The organism is uncultured Veillonella sp. (assembly GCF_937981445.1).
GTDB lineage: Bacteria > Bacillota > Negativicutes > Veillonellales > Veillonellaceae > Veillonella_A.
The window spans coordinates 1-24,025 of sequence record NZ_CALJON010000002.1; the positions used below are offsets into that span (position 1 = coordinate 1).

General features: G+C 39.7%; 21 protein-coding genes, 7 tRNA genes, 2 pseudogenes and 1 riboswitch. Of the genes and pseudogenes, 4 read left to right on the forward strand and 26 right to left on the reverse strand.

The genetic code is table 11. From position 1 onward, the window contains the following. The 11 genes and pseudogenes from Q0376_RS00390 to Q0376_RS00445 form a co-directional block, all read right to left on the reverse strand. A partial coding sequence (locus Q0376_RS00390; protein ID WP_298703010.1) for a GTP-binding protein occupies positions 1–250 on the reverse strand: 250 nt, incomplete at its 3' end. Positions 251–335: 85 nt separating this feature from the next. After that, a pseudogene (locus Q0376_RS09295) lies at positions 336–1,711 on the reverse strand (amino acid permease). A gap of 78 nt (positions 1,712–1,789) precedes the next feature. Beyond that, positions 1,790–1,866: transfer RNA gene (locus tag Q0376_RS00405), tRNA-Met, on the reverse strand. A 9-nt stretch (positions 1,867–1,875) separates the two neighbouring features. Next, positions 1,876–1,951: transfer RNA gene (locus Q0376_RS00410), tRNA-Thr, on the reverse strand. 15 nt (positions 1,952–1,966) lie between these two features. Further along, positions 1,967–2,042, reverse strand: a tRNA-Met gene (locus Q0376_RS00415). Positions 2,043–2,047: 5 nt separating this feature from the next. Then, a tRNA-Tyr gene (locus Q0376_RS00420) sits at positions 2,048–2,132 on the reverse strand. A 10-nt stretch (positions 2,133–2,142) separates the two neighbouring features. Further along, positions 2,143–2,218, reverse strand: a tRNA-Thr gene (locus tag Q0376_RS00425). A gap of 368 nt (positions 2,219–2,586) precedes the next feature. Next, positions 2,587–3,390: an undecaprenyl-diphosphate phosphatase gene (locus Q0376_RS00430; RefSeq protein ID WP_298703012.1), complete on the reverse strand. Its 804-nt coding sequence runs from the start codon at positions 3,388–3,390 to the stop codon at positions 2,587–2,589. 210 nt (positions 3,391–3,600) lie between these two features. After that, positions 3,601–4,794 (reverse strand): metallophosphoesterase, encoded by a 1,194-nt coding sequence (locus Q0376_RS00435; protein WP_298703013.1) that lies wholly within the window; start codon positions 4,792–4,794, stop codon positions 3,601–3,603. 76 nt (positions 4,795–4,870) lie between these two features. Continuing rightward, positions 4,871–6,004: an A/G-specific adenine glycosylase gene (mutY, locus tag Q0376_RS00440; protein WP_298703014.1), complete on the reverse strand. Its 1,134-nt coding sequence runs from the start codon at positions 6,002–6,004 to the stop codon at positions 4,871–4,873. Between the two features lie 85 nt (positions 6,005–6,089). Further along, positions 6,090–6,614, reverse strand: a complete 525-nt coding sequence (locus tag Q0376_RS00445) for an 8-oxo-dGTP diphosphatase (protein ID WP_298703015.1) — start codon at positions 6,612–6,614, stop codon at positions 6,090–6,092. 106 nt (positions 6,615–6,720) lie between these two features. Here Q0376_RS00445 and Q0376_RS00450 point away from each other — a divergent pair, with 106 nt between their 5' ends. The 3 genes from Q0376_RS00450 to Q0376_RS00460 all read left to right on the forward strand — a co-directional run bounded on the left by Q0376_RS00450 (position 6,721) and on the right by Q0376_RS00460 (position 8,572). Continuing rightward, positions 6,721–7,488, forward strand: a complete 768-nt coding sequence (locus tag Q0376_RS00450; protein ID WP_298703016.1) for a DUF4931 domain-containing protein — start codon at positions 6,721–6,723, stop codon at positions 7,486–7,488. Positions 7,489–7,590: 102 nt separating this feature from the next. Continuing rightward, entirely contained in the window at positions 7,591–8,313 is a 723-nt protein-coding gene (locus Q0376_RS00455) for a metallophosphoesterase (protein ID WP_298703017.1), read from the forward strand. A 28-nt stretch (positions 8,314–8,341) separates the two neighbouring features. After that, positions 8,342–8,572: a hypothetical protein gene (locus Q0376_RS00460; RefSeq protein WP_298703018.1), complete on the forward strand. Its 231-nt coding sequence runs from the start codon at positions 8,342–8,344 to the stop codon at positions 8,570–8,572. A gap of 340 nt (positions 8,573–8,912) precedes the next feature. Here the strand turns inward: Q0376_RS00460 and Q0376_RS00465 are convergent, their stop codons facing one another. From Q0376_RS00465 to nhaA, 13 genes and pseudogenes are all read right to left on the reverse strand, one after another. Beyond that, positions 8,913–9,257, reverse strand: a complete 345-nt coding sequence (locus Q0376_RS00465) for a YkvA family protein (protein WP_298703019.1) — start codon at positions 9,255–9,257, stop codon at positions 8,913–8,915. A gap of 44 nt (positions 9,258–9,301) precedes the next feature. After that, on the reverse strand, positions 9,302–10,741 hold the full coding sequence (locus tag Q0376_RS00470; RefSeq protein WP_298703020.1) for an apolipoprotein A1/A4/E family protein: 1,440 nt from the start codon (positions 10,739–10,741) through the stop codon (positions 9,302–9,304). A gap of 196 nt (positions 10,742–10,937) precedes the next feature. Further along, on the reverse strand, positions 10,938–11,705 hold the full coding sequence (locus Q0376_RS00475) for an SDR family NAD(P)-dependent oxidoreductase (RefSeq protein ID WP_298703021.1): 768 nt from the start codon (positions 11,703–11,705) through the stop codon (positions 10,938–10,940). 78 nt (positions 11,706–11,783) lie between these two features. Continuing rightward, positions 11,784–12,557: a TSUP family transporter gene (locus Q0376_RS00480; RefSeq protein ID WP_298703022.1), complete on the reverse strand. Its 774-nt coding sequence runs from the start codon at positions 12,555–12,557 to the stop codon at positions 11,784–11,786. A gap of 92 nt (positions 12,558–12,649) precedes the next feature. After that, the gene (locus Q0376_RS00485) at positions 12,650–12,952 is read right to left on the reverse strand and encodes a YerC/YecD family TrpR-related protein (RefSeq protein WP_298703023.1); all 303 of its coding nucleotides are present in this window, start codon (positions 12,950–12,952) and stop codon (positions 12,650–12,652) included. Between the two features lie 155 nt (positions 12,953–13,107). Continuing rightward, a complete protein-coding gene (locus tag Q0376_RS00490) occupies positions 13,108–13,761 on the reverse strand; it encodes a methionine ABC transporter permease (RefSeq protein WP_298703024.1) in 654 nt (217 codons plus the stop codon). Continuing rightward, positions 13,742–14,787, reverse strand: a pseudogene (locus Q0376_RS00495) (methionine ABC transporter ATP-binding protein). The gene Q0376_RS00490 and the pseudogene Q0376_RS00495 overlap by 20 nt, the downstream one beginning before the upstream one ends. A 69-nt stretch (positions 14,788–14,856) precedes the next feature. After that, positions 14,857–14,959, reverse strand: a riboswitch (SAM riboswitch). Between the two features lie 82 nt (positions 14,960–15,041). Continuing rightward, positions 15,042–15,551, reverse strand: coding sequence for a hypothetical protein (locus Q0376_RS00500; RefSeq protein WP_298703025.1), 510 nt, complete (start codon positions 15,549–15,551; stop codon positions 15,042–15,044). Positions 15,552–15,586: 35 nt separating this feature from the next. Beyond that, a complete protein-coding gene (gene dat, locus Q0376_RS00505; RefSeq protein WP_298703026.1) occupies positions 15,587–16,444 on the reverse strand; it encodes a D-amino-acid transaminase in 858 nt (285 codons plus the stop codon). Between the two features lie 111 nt (positions 16,445–16,555). After that, positions 16,556–17,659: an acyltransferase gene (locus Q0376_RS00510; RefSeq protein WP_298703027.1), complete on the reverse strand. Its 1,104-nt coding sequence runs from the start codon at positions 17,657–17,659 to the stop codon at positions 16,556–16,558. Positions 17,660–17,736: 77 nt separating this feature from the next. After that, positions 17,737–19,476, reverse strand: coding sequence for a DUF4127 family protein (locus Q0376_RS00515; protein WP_298703028.1), 1,740 nt, complete (start codon positions 19,474–19,476; stop codon positions 17,737–17,739). Between the two features lie 242 nt (positions 19,477–19,718). Beyond that, positions 19,719–20,345: a trimeric intracellular cation channel family protein gene (locus Q0376_RS00520; RefSeq protein ID WP_298703029.1), complete on the reverse strand. Its 627-nt coding sequence runs from the start codon at positions 20,343–20,345 to the stop codon at positions 19,719–19,721. 141 nt (positions 20,346–20,486) lie between these two features. Continuing rightward, the gene (gene nhaA / locus Q0376_RS00525; RefSeq protein WP_298703030.1) at positions 20,487–21,695 is read right to left on the reverse strand and encodes a Na+/H+ antiporter NhaA; all 1,209 of its coding nucleotides are present in this window, start codon (positions 21,693–21,695) and stop codon (positions 20,487–20,489) included. A gap of 488 nt (positions 21,696–22,183) precedes the next feature. Here nhaA and Q0376_RS00530 point away from each other — a divergent pair, with 488 nt between their 5' ends. After that, positions 22,184–23,608 (forward strand): sodium:alanine symporter family protein, encoded by a 1,425-nt coding sequence (locus Q0376_RS00530; protein ID WP_298703031.1) that lies wholly within the window; start codon positions 22,184–22,186, stop codon positions 23,606–23,608. A 103-nt stretch (positions 23,609–23,711) separates the two neighbouring features. On the opposite strand, the gene Q0376_RS00535 is transcribed toward Q0376_RS00530, so the two are convergent. Then, a tRNA-Leu gene (locus tag Q0376_RS00535) sits at positions 23,712–23,797 on the reverse strand. A gap of 11 nt (positions 23,798–23,808) precedes the next feature. Then, positions 23,809–23,884 (reverse strand) — tRNA-Phe (locus Q0376_RS00540). Positions 23,885–24,025 lie beyond the last annotated feature (141 nt).

Consider the following 24,025-nt stretch of genomic DNA (forward strand, 5'->3'; position numbering starts at 1 on the left):
CTGGGCAGTCAACGTGTGCATAGTGACGGTTTTCAGTTTCATATTCAACATGTGCTGTGTTGATTGTGATACCACGTTCACGTTCTTCTGGTGCTTTGTCGATCATGCTGTAGTCTTGGAAATCAGCTTTGCCTTGATCTGCAAGCACTTTAGTGATTGCTGCTGTAAGAGTAGTTTTACCATGGTCAACGTGACCAATTGTACCAATGTTAACATGCGGTTTTGTACGTTCAAATTTTGCTTTTGCCATTTAAGTAAAGAGCCTCCTTCACAAAAATAAAAACCTATATATTTATTATAATACACCTTTTATGCAATAATCAACAATACCCTAATTATCCTTCTACTTCACCTTCATCGCTACTACTGCGCATAGTTTGAAGTTTGTAGAAACACCAAAGCATGCCAAACCAAGCCGGCGTAAAGAAAAGAGCTACGCGCGTTTCCGCGTTAAAGGCCAAGGTAATAAGTACAAAGGCATAAAATCCTAAAATCAAATAATTAACCAAAGGATATAAAGGCATCTTAAAACTATGTTTTGCTGCTTCTGCAGGCTTTTGTCGACGATATTTCATATGACAAATCGTTATAATCGCCCAAATAAAAATAAAGCAGAACGTAGATACACTTGTAATCAATACGAACACGCTTTCAGGCATGACATATTGCATAATAACAGCTACAAAAATAACTAACGCAGAAAATACTACGGCATTCATAGGCACTTTATTGGAGCGTAAACGGAACATACGGCGTGGCGCATTCCCTTCGCGCGCCAAAGTATATACCATGCGGCTCGTACTAAAGATACCACTATTACAGGCAGAAGCCGCAGAAGTTAATACAATAAAGTTAACAATGGCTGCCGCTGCCACGATGCCTGCAGCAGTAAAAATTTGCACGAAAGGACTGGAATCTGGACTCACCGATGTCCAAGGATAAATACTCATAATAATGGCTAAAGCGCCTACATAAAAAATAATAATACGCACAGGAATATTATTAATAGCTTGAGGAATGACCTTTTCTGGATTTTCTGTTTCGCCAGCCGTTAAACCTACTAACTCAATCCCCGTAAAGGCAAACACAACCATCTGAAAAGATAGTATAAAGCCAGACGCACCATTAGGAAACCAACCGCCGTGATTCCACAAATTAGCAAATGTCATAGGACCTACATCGGTCATATAACCGCTAACTATTAGATACGCACCGCCCCCAATGAGGCCTAAAATAGCTAATACTTTTATAAGAGCAAACCAAATTCCAATTCCCCAAATACTTTAACAGCCATGAGATTCATGGCAAATAATACGAGTAAGATAACCAGACTAGGAATCCACCGCTCCACCCCTGGCAACCAGTATTGAATGTACAAGCCCGCCGCGGTCACATCCGCCATGGCCAGTGAAATCCAACAAAACCAATAGGTCCAACCCGTAATAAAGGCGGCTCCAGGTCCCATATATTCGTGAACAAAATCAACAAAGGAATGATACTCTGTATTTGACAATAACAACTCACCTAAGGCCCGCATCATAAAGAATGATATAAGCCCCGTTATTACATACGCTAACAGTATAGAAGGACCTGCTAAATGAATAGATCGCCCTGATCCCAAAAACAGCCCCGTCCCAATGGCTCCCCCAATAGCCAACAATTGTACATGTCGATTTTTTAGCCCCCTCGCTAATTCGCCCTTTTCAGACACACAAATGTCCTCCTCTCAATTTTACTAAAAAAAATAACCCACGTTCCGTAGAACATGAGTAGGTTTCCTTGGGAAATATGGTGGCGGCACACGGATTTGAACCGCGGACACACCGGGTATGAACCGATTGCTCTAGCCAACTGAGCTATGCCGCCATGTGTATATGGAGCTAGTGACCGGGATTGAACCGGTGACCTTATCCTTACCAAGGATACGCTCTGCCGACTGAGCTACACCAGCATACGTATAAAAAAATGGTTGCGGGGACAGGACTTGAACCTGCGACCTTCGGGTTATGAGCCCGACGAGCTACCAACTGCTCCACCCCGCGATATATGGTGGAGGGAGAAGGATTCGAACCTTCGAAGTCGAAGACGGCAGATTTACAGTCTGCTCCCTTTGGCCGCTCGGGAATCCCTCCACGAAAAAAATGGAGCTGGCGATAGGAATTGAACCCACAACCTGCTGATTACAAGTCAGCTGCTCTACCGATTGAGCTACGCCAGCATACCACAACAAGGAATATTATACACATTCCTCAACAACTTGTCAACAGTTTTTTAGCTCAGTTTTAACAAGTTGTTTTCTAACACGTTTAACGCGCTAATGCTTTATTATAATAGCATAGACATATTATTTGTGCAAGTGTTTTTTTACAATTTTTTTATCAAATTTTAACAAATCTTCCAAACTCCTTATTTTACGGTACAAATGACCAGTTAAATACAAAAGAAACTGCCTTTGAAGGAAGTCTACAGGCTCCACTCAAAGGCAGTTTATTAATCTGACTAAGGCAATGTATCAATCTAAAACAGAAAGTTTCTAGTCAAAATATTGTTATATATTTATTTAAAGCCAAAATTTAAAGCTCAAATTTAAAACACAAAGAAATACATAAGTGCCACGAAGGCTACTACAAATCGATAATACGCAAAGCCTGCTAAAGAGGATTTATTTAAGAATTTCAAGAACCATACAATGGACATATACGCCACTACGAAGGCTGTAACAAAACCAATGGCGAACATAATAAAGTCTGACATTTGAAGTTGGTCAATGATCTTAAGCAAATCATAAATACAAGCAATAAGCATAATAGGCACGGCCATAATAAAGGAGAAGTCAGCAGCTGCTTTACGACTTACCCCCATGTATAAGCCCCCTGCAATGGTTGAGCCAGAGCGAGAGAACCCAGGCCATAAGGATAGTACCTGGAATAAACCGATTTGCAAGCACTGTTGCATAGATAATTGGTCTACATGATGCACCTTAATTGGTCTATGTCGTTTTTCAGCCCATAACATAAAGAGCCCACCTACCACTAAGCCAATAATTACGGTTCCGGCGGAGAACAAGAAGTTTTTAATAAAGGAATGCCCAATAAAACCTACTACCATAGCAGGCAACATGCCAAAGAAAATATGGGCCAAAGATAAGCGATCCTGACGCACCCAATTTTCTCGACGAAGCATAAACATAAACTTCTCACGATAATAAATAAACACGGAGAGAATAGCGCCTAGCTGAATGAACACTTCAAACACACTAGCACGTTCTCCAATAAAGCCCATAGCATCCCCAGCAATAATCATATGGCCAGTACTCGATACAGGCAAGAATTCTGTAGCACCTTCTAAAATACCAAGCACCAAGGCTATAATATTTTGGTCAAGATTCATGATGTCACCTCTACAACCTAATCACTCTTTTAGATGTTTAACATATTGTCAATCAAATCCACCACATAGGACCATGGTCCCCTTACATCAGTAAAAGATATGTGGTACTGTTGCTAAAATATAACTCATTCATTATAGACCGTTTATTTATTTTTCTCAATCAATTTTTTATTGTATGCCATTATATTTTACTTAAAAATAGCTAAAGTTTTACAAATTTGGATTTTTTCCTTCTTTAAATGTAAAAATAGTAATCTCCCGCGGACAATTATAACGCACTGGGAACCAATGACCAGTACCATTACTTACATAGCCATATTTCCACGTATGACGATACATCCCCTTCCAATATGGTGTCCCCACTGGTACTAAGGACGTATCACTTACTACGATTTGCCCCCCATGAGTATGACCTGATAAAGTTACGGGGATATCATGTTCAAAAGCATTTTCAATAAAATCAGGATGATGGGCTAATAAAATTACAAAGGCCTCCTGCGGTACAGCGCTCAATGCGTCTTTTAAGTATGCTTCACGCTGTTCCTTACTGCGCTCAAAAGCATAATCCACACCAGCTAAATACACTGGCCAAGGACCACCACTAAGGCGCATGGAGGAATTGCGATGTACACGCATAGAAATATTGCCAAAGGCTTCCAAAATAAGATTGAGATTTTTAAAATATTCATGATTACCTAAAATATAATCGATGCCATCAGGGATTTTAGGGAATGTCTCTTCTAAACGCGTACACAAAGGCTGAATCCAATCTACCTCATCAATTAAATCTCCCGTAATAACTAGTCGATTGGGCGCTTCATTAAGAACAGTATTTATAATCTTGTCAAAATCATTCAAATCAATAAATGGTCCAATGTGGACGTCGGTAATTTGAGCTATTTTGTAATTTTTTAAATACTCAGGCAAGGTGTCAAACCACAAATCAATATGATTAACAGCTACATCCCTAGCCCCTTCATAGGCCCTCACAACACCGCCACCAGCTGTCACAGCGGGAACCGCCCACAAGGCTGAGCGTAAAAATCTGCGGCGACTGGCCTGTTCTTCTTCACTCGCTTCATTAGCCACCCGATTAGCCGCCCATACCACAAGACCTAGGACAATCATAAGGGCCAAGCAAATACCTAAACCAAACATTAAACCATAGGTGCCAATAGCCCAATTTTTCCAAAAGGAATATAAAGAGGTCTCAAATAAATTCACCTGCCCCATGGAATAATAGGCCGTCCCTCCCATAGCTACTAGCTGAAGGACTACTAAGCCCCACATCCAACGCTTCCACTTCTTTGTACCAGTAACTTTTACTATTAAATAGGAGTTTAAAAATACTATAGTACAAATAATGAAGGTTGTAATAGTCAAAAATATCATTCTATCACTCATATTGTTCCTTCATTCTCTCCTTTATTTTCACAACTTTTCGCAATATTTTTTCACATTTTCTCACAAATTATTACAATTATGCTTCACAATATACAGTCAATTTACCATGTGGCCCTGCCCAAGGGAGTTCTGTAAAATCCTCGGTCCTTACCCAGCGCCACGAACTAGTTTCATCTTGATCTATTGCTACTGGTACATCAGCTGTAGCCCACTCGCTAGAATCAACAGCATAGGCTTCTAACTCCCAACAACGGTGGGAAAAGACATGCCGCAAACGCGCCACCGGCTCGTCTTTGACGATACCGGTCATACCAAGTTCACATAGCCATTTACGCAAAGGTTCTGGCCCTAGGGGTGCTATGGCCACTTTTTTGTCCAAAAATTCCTGTCGGTTAATTTCCACACTAGGAAATTCCCACATAGATTGCAATAAACCAGTAGACGGCCGGCGATGCAATAAGTATTCACCGCGACCGTTTCGAATCAAGCCGGTGACCACGGAAATAATAGGGACTTTTTTATTTACAATACGCGTTGGAAGTTCCCCTTCTACACCTGCCTTATGGGCTTCGCACCAGGAAATAAGAGGGCATTCCTGACAGCGCGGATTTTTAGGAATACAAATTCGCGAACCAAAATCCATTAACGCCTGATTAAAATCGCCCGGTCTATGTGCTGGTAATGTTGCTTCTACTAAGGCTGTAATCTTCTTCTTGCCTGCACTGCGCATAATGTCCTCATGGACTTTATAAATTCGCGCATACACGCGCAATACATTACCATCAATGGCGGGCTCTTTCATATTATATACAATGGATAAAACAGCCCCCGCTGTATAAGCGCCAATGCCCTTTATAGATTCTAAATCTTTACGATTCTTTGGAATCTCTCCACCATATTTACTCATTACTTCTTGAACGCCTAAACGCAAGTTTCGAGCCCGCGAATAATAGCCTAAGCCTTGCCACGCTTTTACCACTTCATCTTCCGAAGCTGCAGCTAAGGCTTCTTTAGTAGGAAATAGACGCATCCAATTTTCATAATACGGCTTCATCGCCTCAATGCGGGTTTGCTGTGACATAATTTCAGAAACCCATACTTTATAAGGGTCTTTCATTTCGCGCCACGGCAAATCGCGCTTATTAATATCATACCAAGCTAGTAATTCATCCGTCCATTCAGACGCTAGTTTTACATCTTTATGTATCAAATTTATGCCTCATTGTACTTATTCTATATCAAAATTAAATATCCACGTATGTAGCTGGAGATGGATTACAAAATCGTTTATGCAATTAAGTCTCGCGCAAATAGGCTTGAAGTTGACTTGGCTCTTCATATTCTTTTAAAGTAGCTATACGCTTAAAGTCAGAATATAATACTTCATCATTATCCTCATCAAAAATCAAAAGCACATGACCTAGCTGACCCAAAAGAACCTGCGGAATCCACATATCATCGCCCTTCCACATGTGCTCATAAGGAATATCCTTAAAATCAAACCACTGCGGCTCCATCTCTTCACTCTCTAAGGGAACCCCTTCATAGTGTCTTACTATATAAGTGTAATTTAAGTGATTTAGTTCTTCTTCATAAGGGAATTGGAAATTCATAAGTGCCACCGGCTCGAGATCTTCAGGCTTTACAAGTAAAGATACTTCCTCAAAAATCTCGCGCACAGCGCATTCTCTAAAGGTTTCACCATCTTGTTTTTTGCCGCCAAAGCCATTGTATTTACCTTCGCCAAAGCCTCGTTTTTTTCGGCCCAACAAGATTTGATTTTTATCATTTATTATTAAACATAATGTAGTCGGTCTCATGTCTCCTCCATATACTTATAGATTCACCCTATTATTATATCAAAAAAATGCAATCTATACTGCAAAATCCCATAACCTGTGTTAGTATAAAGAGGTGAGGTGTCATATGAACGATCCATTAATATTCAATATTGCAATGGGGCATACAAAACCGGAAAACATTCGTCACACCCATGTGGCATGCCCATTTTGTGATGTCCATAATTTAAAAAATATTCTCGCCAAAGATGGCCATATTATTTGGCTTATGAATAAATACCCGGTACTAGAAAATACTTGGCCTACAGTAATCATTGAAAACGATGATTGTTTTAGCGAATTTTCTACCTATCCAGCTCTTATGGCAGAGCATGTATTAGATTTCTCTTTAGAAAAGTGGAAAGAAACTATGGAGCGCCCTGAATTTGAATCGGTGCTCTATTTTAAAAACTACGGTCCTATGTCAGGGGGCTCTATTCGCCATCCACATAGCCAAATTATTGGACTCTATGATTATGACTATCGTCAAGATATTAAGCCTATTCATTTTGAAGGGTCTTTAATAAAATCAGAGTCTCATTTGACCTTAACGCTTTCTAACCACCCCATCATTGGATTCTTTGAATTCAATTTCCAATTTGATGAAAAAACTGATATTAAATTACTATCACGCCGCCTACAACAGGTGGTTCGTTATTTATTAACTGATTTTTCTAGTTATACTACATCTTATAATCTGTTCTTCTACAATTTACAAAGTGGCATTTATTATGCTAAAATAGTGCCTCGCTATGTAACCTCCCCCTTATATGTGGGCTACAAAGTAAGCCAAGTAAGCAATGAGGAGCGGATTGAACAAATTAAAGCGGAGCTGCTTTCTAAGTTTTTAGTGTGATTCACCTTATTATTCACTATTTACTGTATTATTCTCTGCTTACTGTTTACTTTATTATTTACTGTTTTATATATTTAAAATATATGTATTAAGGAGGTCCCCTTGAAAATTTTCGCCATTGGAGATCTTCATTTCTCTGGTACACCACCAACTAAACCGATGGAAATCTTTGGCCCCCATTGGGAGCATCATCGTCAAAAGCTCTGCGCCGCTTGGCAAGAGCAAGTCAGCGATGATGATATTGTATTTGTTGTAGGTGATACATCTTGGGCCATGCGTTTAGATAAAGCCTTGGAAGATTTGACTACCATTGCGGAGCTACCAGGGTCCACCTATTTAATCCGGGGCAATCACGACTATTGGTGGAGCAGCCTCAACAAAATGAACAAGGCAACACAAGGAAGCCTTACTTTTTTACAAGGCCATGGACAAGCTATTAATCATATCGCCTTTGGTGGTACGCGAGGCTATATATGCCCCAACGATACATCATTTAATGCAGATACTGACGAATCAATTTACAAGCGTGAATTACTTCGCACAGAAGCAGCGCTTCAAGAAATGGACCAAGCCCTAGCTAGTAATGGCTATAAAGAGAGTGATGAGGCCATACGCATTTTGTTATTGCACTATCCGCCTTTTAATGATAAAAATGAGCCTAGCGGTTTTACTGAATTGTTGGCAAAATATAAAGTAGATCACTGCATATTTGGTCATTTACATGACAAATCGTCCTTTCAGCGCATTCCCAACTATTTTGAAAATACAGCACTTCATTTAGTGTCTGCAGATTTTATGAATTTCACCATAAAGCAAATACTATAATTTTATTCAAATACTAAAAGGAGAATCCATGAGTCGTATTCACAAAGAACATTTACAAGCAGGCTATATATTCGGCGACTTACATAATGACGAATATATTTATCTTCCTGCTGGTGAAGTGGGCACTGATAATCCTCTCTGCGTCTTAGAGCGACATAAGACCTATGAAGATATTAGCTTGGAAGAGGCTGCTCATTTAATAGATAAATTGAGCTTGCGCCCTTGTACACATCCTTCCTTAGGGAAAAAATCATTTTAACATGAATCAAACTGTGCCAAGTGTTACTCATAAACTAACGTGCGTCAACTCAATATAGCATATTAGCTTACTATAGCACATTAGCTCAATACAACACATGAGCTCAATATAATACGTGCCAACTTCATATATATACCAAAACTGCTGAAGAGCTAAGCTCCTCAGCAGTTTTTTGTATGTGCAACTCACTCTATTCGTATGTACAAATTATAAATAGTCAGATTACACTGTGTATATGTTCACTTATGCATAAAATAGTCAAATTGCACAATATCAGTATTATGCTCTACAGGTCAATATAAGTAACCGTTTCCACCGCATCTTAGTAAGAAGTAAACTCTTAGTCTTCAGAGCCAAATGGAATTAGCTTTTGCGCTTGATCGCGGTGCATTGGCTTAATAAAGCGATTAGCTACTTTAAAGGCTAATGCTATTACAGCCGCATCATCAATCCAGCCAGCAAAAGGAATTCGATCTGAAATAACATCGATTGGTAATACTAAATAACCTAATGCACCAGCAATAACGGCTTTTACATATTTAGGGGTATCAGGGTCGCGGAAGCAATAGAATAAAATGCAGGCACGACGTAGAAATACTACATTTTTCCCAACGCCATTTGCAAAATGCATAAATTTATCAGATGAGAAAAATTTTGCATATTTAAGAAGTTTTAAAGGGTTCATACATTACACTCCCATATTCTAAGTATACTTATACTCTGTAAAAACTATTTTTTAAGCTCAGTTTTTACAGCTTCCGCTTTATCTACTAATTCATCTTTTTTAGCCACCGCTTGATCTTTTAAGTCTTCGGTTTTTTCTAATGCCTCAGCTTTAAGAGCTTCAGCCTTATCTAAGGCCTGGTCTTTTAAATCTTTTGCTTGACCTACAACATCATCAATTTTAGCCTTTACAGTGTCAGCAGTATCCTTAGCCTCACCTTTTGCATCATCAGCCTTAGTAGCTAAATTATCTTTTACTTCATGCACTTTAGCAGCTACAGTTTCTTTTACATCTTGCACTGTGCTTGCTACAGCTTCTTTTGCATCTTGTGCTTTATTCACAACTACATCTTTAGCATCTTGTGCTTTATTTACTACAACTTCTTTGGCATCTTGTGCTTTATTTACTACTACTTCTTTAGCTTCGCTTACCTTGTCGCTCACTACAGCAGTAGCATCAGCTACAGTAGCTTTTACTGTTTCTACATGACCAGCTACAGTCGATTTAACTTCGCTCACATGGTCTGATACAGTTGACTTAATAGCATGTACTTGATCTGGCATATTGGATTTCACATCGCTTACATGGTCAGCTACTTGTCCTTTCACGCCACTTACTTTTTCAACAACTACTTCACTTGCTGTAGTAGCAGCTGTTCCCGCTGCATCTGCGGCTAAATCAAGAGCTGAACTACCAAGTGTAGCAAGTAAAGAACCAATGCCACTTAACGCATGTTTTGCATTATCCACAAAATCATTATTGGAATCAGAGCCACTGCCTTTGCCAACTACACTCGCTACAGCAGCGCCTACAACGCCTACAACAGCTTCTTTTAAAGAACCAAGACGACTTAGTAAGTCACCATTTAATAAATTACCTAAGGTATTGCCACTTAAACCTAAGAATTGATCACTATCTACGCCCGCTTCAGCTAAGAAATCCTTACCTTCATCGCCAAGTGGTTTAGAACGCATAGGATTATTAATCAATGTAGTAGCTGTTGTTTTAACATGGTCAAAAATAGCAAGCATGCGCTCTCTATACTCAGAGAAGTCACCTGGCATTGGCATGCCACTTTCTACCCAGAACTTAGCTGCCTTGCCTACAGCATAGGTTAAGCATACAGCTAATGGAATTTTTACCTTAGGATTAGGGAATACTGAAGTCAGTAATGCACTTACTAAGCTACCCCCAAGCCCTCCTAAGAAACCAATAATAGCACCAGCACTCAAGCTATGACCATATACTTGAGCAATTTTACTTACCATATAGGCATCATTAGCAATTAACGCAGTAGTGCTTAATTTAGGGGCCATTACAAGAACACCCGCACGAGCTGCTGCCCAACGGCAAATCGATTCAATTTCCGCATCTCTAGCAGCAATTTCAGCTTCTACTTCTTGCATCAACTCTTCATGGGGTAATAAATTTTTACTCTCTTCCATTTATATCGCTCCTTTATGTCTTATACAGTATATTATTTATGTACTAAAATGCATATAATATAAGTCTTTATGACTTACTTAGCCTAAAGGCATAGCAAGCCATAAGAACTACAAAATGATACTCTATATATTAAATTCGATATAAAATCTATATTTCCTCTTTAAAGTTTAATTTTTGACAAAATTTGTCTCATTATTACCAACTTGTTAAACCACCATCAATGGTCCAAGCGGCGCCTGTAACAAACGACGCTTTATCACTTAGTAAGAAGGCAATAACCTCGCCTATCTCGTTAGGCTTTGCTATACGACCTAAAGGATAGTGCATGGCCATCTCTTCCAGTGCTTCTTCGGCACTTTGATTGCTTTCCGCCAATTGCTTGGCCACGATTGATGTATCCACATCGCCAGGGCACACACAATTAACACGCACATCATGAACAGCCATTTCTAAAGCTAAAGATTTTGTGAAACTTACAATAGCTCCCTTAGACGCTCCATATACAGTACAGGATACATTGCCTTGTAAACCCGCATCACTAGATACCGTTACAATGCTCCCTTTACTGCGTCTCAAATAAGGTGCTGCTGCCTGGCATAGAAAAACAGTTCCTTTCACATTGGTGCCAAACATTTCATCAAAGGCCGCTTCACTTACATCATCGAGTAATTCTTCTTTATAAAAGCCTGCTGCCGTCACCAAAGCACTAAGCCCACCAAAGAGGCGTACCGTTTCTTCTACAATGCGGCGACAGTTCATAACTTTGCTCACATCGCCTTGTACAAATCGCACTTTAGATGAAATTCGTCGTAATTTTACAACCGCTTCTTGCCCCACATGTTCATTGCGTCCATTTATGACTACGCTCCAGCCTTCTTTTAACAATAATTGGGCTGTAGCAAAACCAATGCCTGATGTGCCACCGCTAATCAGGGCCACTTGATTGTCTCCATGAATGGGCATACTATCACCTACCTCTTATTTTTACACTTATAATATAATTATATACTACTCTTTATAGAATTACCAATTTCTACCGACTTACCAATGAGTTATTAAATAATCATATATCATCTTTGCTAGCATGCAAGTGGTCATAGTGATAAATACAAATCGAACGAGGCCAGCCCCTTTACGAATGGCTAAGCGCGCTCCAAAATTGGCTCCAATAATTTGCCCCACAGCGGCAGATAAACCATATAAATAATTTACATGGCCCATACCAATAAAAATAATAAGGGACGCCACATTACTAGCAAAATTCAAAAGTTTAGCATTACCAGAGGCAAATAAAAAGTTAAAGCCTCCATAAATAAACATAAAAATTAAAAAGGTCCCTGTTCCTGGCCCTACAAAACCATCATAAAAGCCAATAGATAAGGCCCCTAATACTAAAAAGAACAATTTTTTACGGGATGCCCCTGTATAAGTACTTACAGAGCCCCAATCTTTTTTAAAGACTACAAAGACTAAAACGGCCACCAAAAGTACAATAATGATGGGCTTTAAATATAAGGGCGGAATACTCACTACTAACAAAGTCCCCAATATGGCGCCAATGAAAGTAGCGGGCAATAATTTTTTCACTAAATTCCATTCAACTTTGCCTGATCGCGCATAAGCAATGGAAGCCGTTAATGCACCAAAAACACTGGATAATTTATTGCTCCCCAAGGCAAAGCTAGGTGGTAAATTCGTAAGCAAAAAAGCCGGCACAGAGATTAAGCCGCCACCACCTACAATAGAATCAACAAAACCTGCCAATGCGCCAGCTAGTAATAATATGCCAGCTACTAAAAAATCGCCCTCTATCATTCGCTCTCCTCCCAAAGTGATGCCCTATCACACCGTTGTACAGCTCTACGCCGTATTGCTTGGTCCCTTATATATTCCTATTATTTACGCTCTTATTTGTCCTTCTTTTTCATGCGACCGAGGACTGTTTTATACCCATCGGCACCATAAACTAAGCAGCGTTTCACACGACTAATGGTGGCCGTGCTGGCACCCGTTGTTTCTACAATAGTATCATAGCTTTCACCAGCCTCTAACATGGAGGCTACTTCGAGACGCTGTGCCAAGGATTTTAATTCATTAATAGTGCAAATGTCTTCAAAAAATGCATAGCATTCTTCTACATTTTTTAAACTTAAAATCCCCTGAAACAATCTATCATTCATAGGGTTTCGTAACTTCTCATTAATACTCATATTGTCCCTCCTCAACAAGGCTTTTCCTTCATTATATTACAGTGAGAAAAAAAGAAAAAGACTTTCGCACAAAAAAGTGTGAAAGTCTTTTATCTATTTTTTATACACTCTATAAAGCAGTAATAGACCTAGGTTAGTATTGCCTGCTAATTCTATTAGCGCTTGTTAACTCGATGGGAAATATAATCCCCTACCATTTGAATTAATTGTACTAATACAATCAAAATTACAATGGTAGCCAACATTACATCAGCTTGGAATCGTTGATACCCATAGCGAATGGCAATATCCCCGAGACCGCCGCCTCCAATGGTACCAGCCATAGCAGAGAAGCCAATTAAGTTAACAATCAAGACTGTAATATTATCCACAATAGTTGGTAGTGCTTCAGGAAGCAATACTTTTCGAATAATCTGTAATGGTGAAGCCCCCATAGCTTGAGCCGCTTCAATAACACCACTATTAATTTCGCGAATCGAAGTTTCCACTAAGCGCGCCAAGAACGGAATCGCCGCAATAGTCAAAGGTACACAAGCTGCCGTAGTACCAATCGAAGTCCCTGCAATTAAGCGAGTCAATGGAATAATGGCAACCATCAAGATAATAAAAGGTACGGAACGGAAAATATTTACAATAATGCTGAGAACATGATTGATTGATTTATTCTCTAAAATATGTCCCTTCCCTGTAATAACTAAGATGACCCCTAAAGGAATACCAATGACACAGGCCATGATAGTAGACACTAAGGTCATGAGGACAGTTTGGCCAAGTCCTTCAATTAGAATTCTAATTATTTGCTCCGACATAGCCAATCACCTCACTTCCGATTTTTAATGATTTCAAGTATTCAATACCTTCAATTTCTTTATCTCGCTCACCAGTCACTACAATAATCAGGTGACCAAAGCTTATATCTTGAATGTAATCTACGCCACCAAACAAAATGCTCACATCAAGACCAAAACGGCGAATCATGCCCGCCACAATGGGCTCATCGGTTACATTACCGGTGAACTGAAGACGAATCAATGGATGTAATCCTTCATGCCATTCAGTTTGTACATTGAGATGGCGCCATGCTTCTTCTGGTAGTTTACGGCTAATAATAGCACTAACGAATTCCTTAGTTGTTTTTTCTCGAGGACTCGTAAATACATCAAGAACAGGGCCTTCTTCTAAAATAACGCCCCCTTCAATAACCGCTACACGATCGCAGATTTCTTTAATAACCTGCATTTCATGGGTAATAAGCACAATAGTTATTTTGAGCTTTTCATTAATATCTTTTAATAATTCTAAAATAGATTTTGTTGTTTGTGGATCAAGAGCTGATGTTGCTTCATCACAAAGTAATACCTTTGGATTACTTGCTAAAGCGCGAGCAATACCAACACGTTGTTTTGTCCCCCAGAAAGCTGTGATGGATAATTGTCTAGCCGATCGCTCAATTTTACAATATCTAAAATTGGTAAAATACGCTCTTTAATTTCGGCCTTGCTAAGCCCTTGTAATTCTAATGGAAATGCTACATTTTCATAGACTGTGCGCGATGAGAGCAAGTTAAAATGTTGGAAAATCATGCCGATTTTCTTGCGTTGCTCACGAAGTGCTTTGTCACTTAATTTAGTCATGTCCACACCATCTACTACAACAGCACCAGACGTAGGACTTTCGAGCATATTAATACAGCGAATTAAAGTGGATTTACCGGCCCCACTTTGACCGATAACCCCAAAGATTTCCCCTTCTTTTACAGAAAGGCTAATATCTTTTAAGGCTTCCACGCGGTTCGGGCCATCATAGACCTTACTAATATGTGTCAGCTCAATCATGTATATCTCTCCTTTTTCATTACGAATAACAAATAAAAAAACTCTTCAAACACATGAAGAGTTAGCCTGTCTTCATCTGCCGAAGTTACCTTCGTTGGAATTGGCACCGTTCCAAATAGGATGGTTGCCGCGACGTCATTGGGCCATTCCCTCAGTCAACTCTTGATGAACTTATGTTTTTTTCGTGATAAAATCATATCATTACAACGCCTTACTGTCAATAGAGTAATTCCAATTAAGGGTATAGGATTTTTTCAACGACCAATCCCATTAAGTCTCGGAAAGACGAGTCGGGCAATCATAATGGCAAAGGTAGCCGTAATAATTTGCGGTATCGCCATAGAGGCTAATATGGCCGCCTTCATAGGCGCTGGCACAGCAATACTCAAAAACAATAATTGAAAGCCACCATAAAGTACAGCGCTTTTCATAAAGCCACACAGCAAAATCTGAATGATAATATGCCGTTGTTTTAAAAGTAAGGCTAAGGCTGCAAATACAGAATTGCCTATGCCCACTACAAATATAAAGGGAAATAAAGGCAGCATTCCCTGCATAAAGGCAACTACCGGCGTAACCCAAGCAATGATAAGACTACTCCTAAGACCATAACGCCAAGTGGCCACTAGTAGGCATAAGCCCACCAGTGTGCCAATCACATACATACTCATGCTCATAGGTATGGGCACAAATAGACGTAAGCTTTGACTTAATAAAGCCAAACCTAAGAGTAATGCCGTGCCCGTTAATTTATGTGCATTCATTCCATTAAAACTCCTTCAAAAACTCGCGTTAGCCCCTATGCGAGTCCATCTTCCATTAACTTAGCATAGGACTTAACTAATTTACTTGCCACCGGTCCTACTTCACCGCCATTAACTAATTGATCTTCATACTGCGTAATAGGCACAATGCCGCCCACTGTGTCAGTAAAAATTAACTCATCGGCGTCTTTTACAAAATTTTCATCAAAGTCTTTTTCAAATACAGTAATGCCAGTAGCTGGTGCCAATTTATTTATTACTAATTGACGGGTAATGCCCTTTAAAATTAAATTATTAGCTTCATGAGTGTATAAAATACCGCCTTTTACTGCAAATACATTGGAATGAGCCCCTTCTGTGCAAATGCCGTCACGGTAAAGTACAGCCGTATAGGCCCCAGCTTTTTCAGCCTTTGTTTGAGCTAAAATATTAGGAATTAAATTGAGTGTTTTAATATCAGCTCTAAGCCAACGTTCATCAGGTACAGCAATCGCTTTTACGCCCTTTTGTAAGCCATCAATAGCCTGTTGATCCACCGAGCGAATATACATCATTAAGGTCGGTTCCAATGTATTTCTGTCATAGCCATGATGTCGAGGTGCTACACCACGGGTAATTTGCAAGTAAATATAACCATTAGTAATATCACTTCGTTCTATCATAACTTCGTGCAATTCTTGCAGCTCTTCAGGCATCATAGTAACCGGAATATCCATGGCCCGAAGGGAACGATAGAGTCTATCTTGATGATAGGAAAAGCCAAATAACTGTCCATTGTAAACACGGGTTACTTCATATACACCATCACCAAATACATAACCTCGATCATCTAAACTTACGCAAGCTTCCCCTGGTTCTACAAATCGACCATTAAAGTATGTAATCTCTTTCATCTATATCACTCACTTTCTCAAACAGAATATAGGTCCACACTAATTATATACCTACGTCATGGCCCTAACAGAATTGGCGCATTGGCGTTAGCAATATCTTAAGTTCTGCCATCATTTTCCTAAAAGAAATCGGCGCACTGGACGCGGCAATTGTTTTAGCCCCAAAGTTCCTAAATAGGACGCGCAAACAGTACAAATATATAAACCAATCACAATAACTGCGGCATATTGCAACTGAGCCAGCTGCATAAGAGCTGTCAAAATAATCAGCATAAATGGATGTATTAAATAAATACCATAGGACATTTCACCAATTTGCTCCCAAAAAGCTCGCATCGCACTACTCATAGGGGAGGTTAAAAAGAATAACAGGAAGTATATGGTCCCCGCCCCAGTATAAATCATCCCCATCGGACTTAATTGATGAATCGTATAAATAGCCTCTAACAAAGTATAATGACGTTCATCGAGCACATAATAATAGCTCCCCAACATAAGCGCTACTGAAAAGGCAAAGACTAAGGTAACAGCCAGTTTATAACGCCAAAGCAGTTCCACCACATCATCATACCGTTCTGCCACAATGGCGCCAAAGAGAAAAATCCATACATAATGGAGCACCCAATAATTAAGTCGCATCGCATAGGCATATTGGATCCATGGATTTTGAAACTGAATTTGTCCTGCATAATAGGATGACCAAAAATTAAAAGCGACCTGCAAGATAAATAAGATGCTCAGCCATAAAACAGGACGCTTCAATATAAGTCGCACCAAATAGCGCCACAAGGGCATAAGCAAATAAAACCAAAGCAAAATGACCATAAAATATAAATGATAATAGCCATTGCCAAAAAACAGCGTTGGAATTAAATATTTGGGTAGCAAACCAGAAAAATTGTGGCTCGCCGCGCCTGCATATAGGATATACATTAATGACCAACAAATATAGGGCAGAAACACAATGCGTGAACGGCGCAACATAAAATCTTTATAAGAAAAAGGTCCTTCACTGGAACTGTGATAAAAAAGTCCAAAGGCTGACAAAAAGAAAAACGCCGGTACGGTAAAGCGCGATAAAATCTCTAGCACTGCAATTAACATGGGGTTCGCCTGCGGATTACCAAGAGCAAATGAGCCTACATGGATTCCTATAACCCCTAACATGCATAGACCTCTCATGTATGTAATCTCAGGTAATAAGCCTTGTTTCACAAACAAGCTCCTCTCTAAACAAACGGACGAAGGTTCCCCTTCGTCCGTAAATACACATATTGTTCCTTAGTAACTACTTATTGTTCCTTAGTAACCGGTACTGAACCAGCTGCTTGTCCATTGTTACCATTAGCTTTAGCTGCTGCTTCAGCTTTTGCCTTAGCTTCAGCTTCTGCCTTAGCCTTTGCTTCTGCTTCAGCCTTGGCCTTTGCTTCGGCCTCACGCTGTAAGCGTAATTCTTTTTGCAATGGTGCCACAGGCTGATCATATACAGTAATTTCAGTTTCAAACAAACGGCCCCAAGGGAAACGAGCAGATACAGTACGAGGATTGATTTCTAAATATTTTTCTGCAAAATCCTGAATGCGTTCGCCCATATACGCTTCTAATTTATCATTGAGCGTACCTGTATAGCGAACATTATCTACACGAATATCTTCTTGCATACGGTAAATATCTTTGCGGACATTCGCTTGATATGCCCAGTTATCTAAATATTGTTGCGTCAACATTTGACGATGATGGTCCGTATCCATTGCCTTGCCAAGTACGCCTTGCGCAATGGAGTACCCTACTGTATTGCTAGCTGTATTCCAGCCATTGTAGGCGTCTAATTTATATAATAAGCCGCGCTTATAAAGACCATATACAAAGGTATTATCAGCACCATTAGAATAAGAAATATCAGCTACACTAACAGGTACATTTTTATTAATAGCCCCTTCAATTTGATCTAAGAAGGCATTAGTACTAGCTGAAATCATTGGGAAGTTTTCAAATGCTTCTGACTCCCCTGTTACTGTACCAAGTGGCGTATTAACAGCTAATAAAATATCAGGTTGCCCCTTGCTTGTCATGGTACCACCTACGGCGACCACATGTTCGGCAATGGTTTTTGCTACCGATTGATCTTCATAATGTGGCACTGTATCGCCCGCACCACCAAGCGGATAAATCACTTCAAAACTTGGCTGTAAATTATGTAAATCCACATGAGCCCGAGCAATCAATAAAAGTGCTAATTGGTCAGCTCCAGGGAAGCTACCATACACTTTGTCTGATAGGCCTTTGCTATAAGATTTTAAATAGCGACTCTCTAAGGCCGATTGTGATAATGTACTCGTATCATCATGACCTAATGCAAAATAGCGGAATACGCCGGCTTTTGTTTCATCAATAAGAGCGCGATTTACTTCCATATTCTTTTGACGACGCGTAAACCAATCTTGTAAATATTCAATTGGCACTTGTGCCTGCAATTGAATCAATTGTGCTTGTTCTTCAGTAGATAATTGACCGGCATCAAGCTTATCTTGAAGGGCGGCAATTTGGAAAATCCTAGGTCCAAAAGTGTCATAATAAGGCGGTTCTACACCACCACCGCTAGCTCGTGGCGAACGCATAACTGTACCAAATGCATAAATCGGTACATTCGGATTACTCTCATGAAGACTTCGTAAATCTTGGGTGCGTCTTAATAAAGTAGACGTTGGCAAATCATGTTTACGGGAGTCTACCAAGCCACCATAAATTAAAGTATCTGTGCTAAGTACCATAATATCGGCACGATTAGCATTTTCCTTTACCCAATTCCAAATTAAATCAGGTTCACCATGATAGTTTCTCCCTGAAATCATGTATGCTGGCGGCGTTATTACCGTATAACCAGCCCCTTCAGCAGTATCTACAGTATACGATAAACTAACGGGACGGTCATCTTGTGGTACTAATAAAATCGTCTCCGCTGATACTGGCGACGAAGTCCATAATACAGCAGCTGCTAAAGCACCTGCAAACCAGGCATAAGATTTGCCCACAATCATTCACTCCTTTAATCAAGTACAAAGTATTACAGTTTTATTTTCATAATTATCTTTTAAATTATATCATATTTGACTGTAATAAACTAAAGTTTTTCCCACCTAATGCATTTACAGTCATTCCTGCCTAATGCATCTACAACTGTTCCTGCCTAATACATCTACAACTGTTCGTACCTAATGCATATACAGTGGTTCCTACCTAATACTTCTACGACTGTTCCTACCAAATGCATCATCTAACGGATGCGCGGCAAGCTCCAATTATATCGTATGGCTAATGTCCGTATAACAAGTACAACAACAAAAGCCCCATAGGACGCTTCTTGCCAATGTCCAGCAGAGTATAAATAATAATACACTATGCCGCCCAAAATTGCTGGCAAAGCATATACTTCTTCCCGCAGTACTGAGGGGACACGCTGCGCTAGCACATCGCGGATTACGCCACCACCTACGGCAGTTAATAACCCAAGGGTAACAGCCAAAACAGCTAAGTCAGGATAGTGATACACCCCTACAGACGCACCAGTCACCGTAAAAGATGCTAGGCCTACCGTATCAGCCCCTAAATATATACGTCGCACCCAACGGGTTGCAATATATCGATTGTGCCGCATGCGATAGATAAAGAACAAAATAAAAACAGTCCCTAGCACCAATGACACATAGAGACCTGATTTAAATGAATTAGGTGGTATATTGCCAACAATTACGTCGCGCATTATACCACCGCCAATAGCTGTAGCTAAAGCGAGCACCACCATACCAAAAATATCCATACGCCGGCCGATCCCCACTAAAGCACCTGAAATAGCAAAGGCAATGGTTCCTATTAAGTCAAAAGTAAGCCATAAAAGTTCCAAGATCGTACTCCTTAATATATTAATAATAGTAGATTAACCCCTTGATTCTCAATGCTCACATCTTTACTCTCTAATAGGTTTATTATATATAATTTGCCTTATACTTTTCAATGAAATTCATACGAAACACTATAATTTTGTCTATCCTTGTACCGCCTTTTCTTTGGCCATATTAGGTGAAAAGAAGCGCAATACTACATATCCAGCGATACCAGATACAATAGAGCCTATAAATATGCCTACTTTAGCCAATTCTTGCGCATGGCCTGGTGGAAAAGCCAATAAATCCACGAAGAGACTCATAGTAAAGCCCACACCACAGCAAAGAGACACGCCATACACATGCATCCAAGTCATTGGTTTTGGCATGCCTATTAATTTTGATTTTACTAAAATTAGCATAATACCAAATATGCCTATTTGCTTACCTACAAATAGACCCAATGCGATACCCAATAAAACAGGATGCATCAAGTCTGACATTTGAAAGGCCCCAAAAGATACCCCTGCATTGACGAAGCCGAATAAAGGCACAATGAGGAACGTAATCCAACCATCAAGGGCATGATGCCAATCTAATAATGGATTAACTTCATCATCTATTGTATTGGTTTGAGCCACAGCACTTGATTTTGTTCCTCGTGTTGGAATTGTCATGGCTAAAATAACCCCTGCCATAGTCGCATGCAAACCAGATTTAAAAATACAAAACCACAAAAAGGCGCCCAAGATTACATAAGGCCAAGCCGTAATAATGCCTTTTTTATTCAGTAAAATAAGCAATAAAATAATAACTACAGCACCGCCCATAAACAAGAAGTTAAAACTTTCCGTATAGGCCACAGCAATTATGACAATGGCGATTAAGTCGTCCACAACAGCCAAAGTAGTAAGAAAAACTTTAGCTGTCATAGGCACTCTAGACCCTAATAAGGAAATAATCCCTATGGAAAATGCAATATCTGTTGCCGTAGGAATAGCCCAACCACGGATAAGCTCTGGCTGTGATTGAGTAAACATATAATAAATAGCCGCCGGTGCCACTACCCCCATAAGAGCTGCTATACTCGGCAAAATACGCTTAGACCAAGTATTTAAGGCCCCATCAACCATCTCATGCTTCACTTCTAAACCCACACCTAAGAAGAAAATCGCCATGAGTACATCATTTACCCATAATTCTACCGACAAAGGCCCTAAGGGCATATGTAAAAACGATTGATACAAAGTGCCCCAAGAGGAATTTGCTATAGCAATAGCCAAGGCTGCCATTATAAGCAATAAAATACCACCTGAAGACTGAGCTTCAATAAAATTCTTTATATGTTTTATATGCGTTATTCGTTTCATATAAGTCTATCTACCTCCATTACTAAATTATACTACCATTATACATGAAATTATTACATTTTGGCAATAAATCTCAAATAACGCAGCATAAACATTAGCTTTGCTCTCTTACTTAGTATTTTTCTTCTTATTCTACTCATTTAATAACTTTTAAACTTATTTATTTGTTTATTTTACATATATTATTAGAACAAGCTATTAAAATATAACGCATGAACCGTCCATTCACACTCCACTTATGCACACTGACACAGGTTGAATCCTTACGCATATTTTTAATAGTCATACATCCATTGTATTTTTGTAATATACGTTTGTCTTTACAAAACGGATATTTAGTGGTAACATAGGTTTCATATTTTACTGTTCTGTAGTTCTAAATGAGCGATTTAGTATTTTAAAATTAGGGATTAACATACTAACTGTTAGCGACTACATAACATACTCACTATAAGTATTAGGTAATTGAGAGTTATGAGGAGAGCATTATGGAAAGTTTCATGCAAGCCATTGAAAGCATAGTTACCATAATAAACGATTTTTTATGGGGTTATGTATTAATGTATGCCTTAATTGGCATCGGCATATTTTTTACCATTTATTTAGGGGCACCCCAATTTATCCGCTTCGGCCCAGCCTGCCGCCAAGTATTTGGCCGCCTATACAAAGGTCAAAAACCAGCTGGCAGTGATGACAAAAACTCCATTTCATCCTTCCAAGCATTAGCTGTAGCTATTTCCGCTCAAGTAGGTACTGGTAATGTAGCCGGTGTTGCTACTGCTATCGTAGCAGGCGGTCCTGGGGCCATATTTTGGATGTGGGTCAGTGCCATGTTTGGCATGGCCACTATATTTTCCGAAGCCATTTTAGCTCAGCACTATCGCGAAGATAGTAAGGGGCAATTTATTGGAGGCCCTGCATTCTATATTTCTAAAGGATTGAAAAATGTATTAGGTGTAAAAGCCTCTAATGGTTTAGCTTGCTTTTTTTCCATCGCCATTATAATCGCCCTCGGCTTTATAGGCTGTATGGTTCAATCAAATTCCATCGCTTCATCTATTAATAGCGCCTTTGGCTTCAATCCTTTATATATTGGTATCGCCATTGCTGTTACGGCTGGGCTTATCTTCATTGGTGGTATTCAACGCATCGCCCTCTTTGCACAATTAGTTGTGCCTTTTATGGCTGTTTTATACATTGCTTGTGCCATTATTATATTATTTGAGTTTTCTGATCAAATTCTACCTACATTACAATATATCTTCCAAGGAGCCTTCAATCCTGAAGCCATTGGCGGCGGTGTGTTAGGGGTAACTATGAAAGAAGCCATTCGCTACGGCGTAGCTCGTGGTCTCTTCTCCAATGAAGCGGGCATGGGCTCTACCCCTCATGCCCATGCCACAGCCCTAGTTTTGCATCCTGTATTACAAGGCTTTGTAGCATTTATCGGGGTATTCTTTGATACTATTATCGTATGTTCGGCTACCGCATTAATCATTTTATTAACAGGAAGTCATGAACTAGGTCTATCCGGGGCCTTAGTTACACAAGAAGCTTTCTCCACCGCCTTTGGTTCCATTGGTCCGGCTATTATCGCTATTTGTCTAACCTTTTTCGCCTTCACCACTGTAATTGGCTGGTACTATTTCGGCGAATCCAATATCCGCTTTCTTTTCAAACATAATCAAGGCTCCATTCATGTGTATCGCTTATTAGTATTACTCTTTATCGTTCTAGGTTCCTTAGGGAAAGTCGATTTAGTTTGGAACTTAAGCGACATGTTTAATGGCATTATGGTCATTCCTAACTTAATTGCTTTAATTTTACTTCGCAAGGAAATTAAGAGCATTCTCACTCATTATGATGAAAGCCGCCAAGATGGACCACCGTCTTATGAATATCCAGAGGCATAAGAGTATAAAAAAATAGTCAAATGGTAGTCAACCCCTTCAAGATAAAAATAGTCAACGCAAAATAAGCGCCTTGTGAATACTCACAAGGCGCTTATTTACTGTATGGTGCGGTTGATGGGACTTGAACCCATACGAGCGTACGCTCACCACCCCCTCAAGATGGCGTGTCTGCCATTCCACCACAACCGCATATATATAACTGGTGCCTCAGGGCAGAATCGAACTGCCGACACAAGGATTTTCAGTCCTTTGCTCTACCGACTGAGCTACCGAGGCAAGTTTAACAAAGTTACCGTATTTCTAAATCTTGAGGGATTTTAGAAACAAACTACATTAAACTAATGTAAAAAAACATAAAAAAAATGGCGACCCCGATCAGATTTGAACTGACGATCTTCGCCGTGACAGGGCGACATG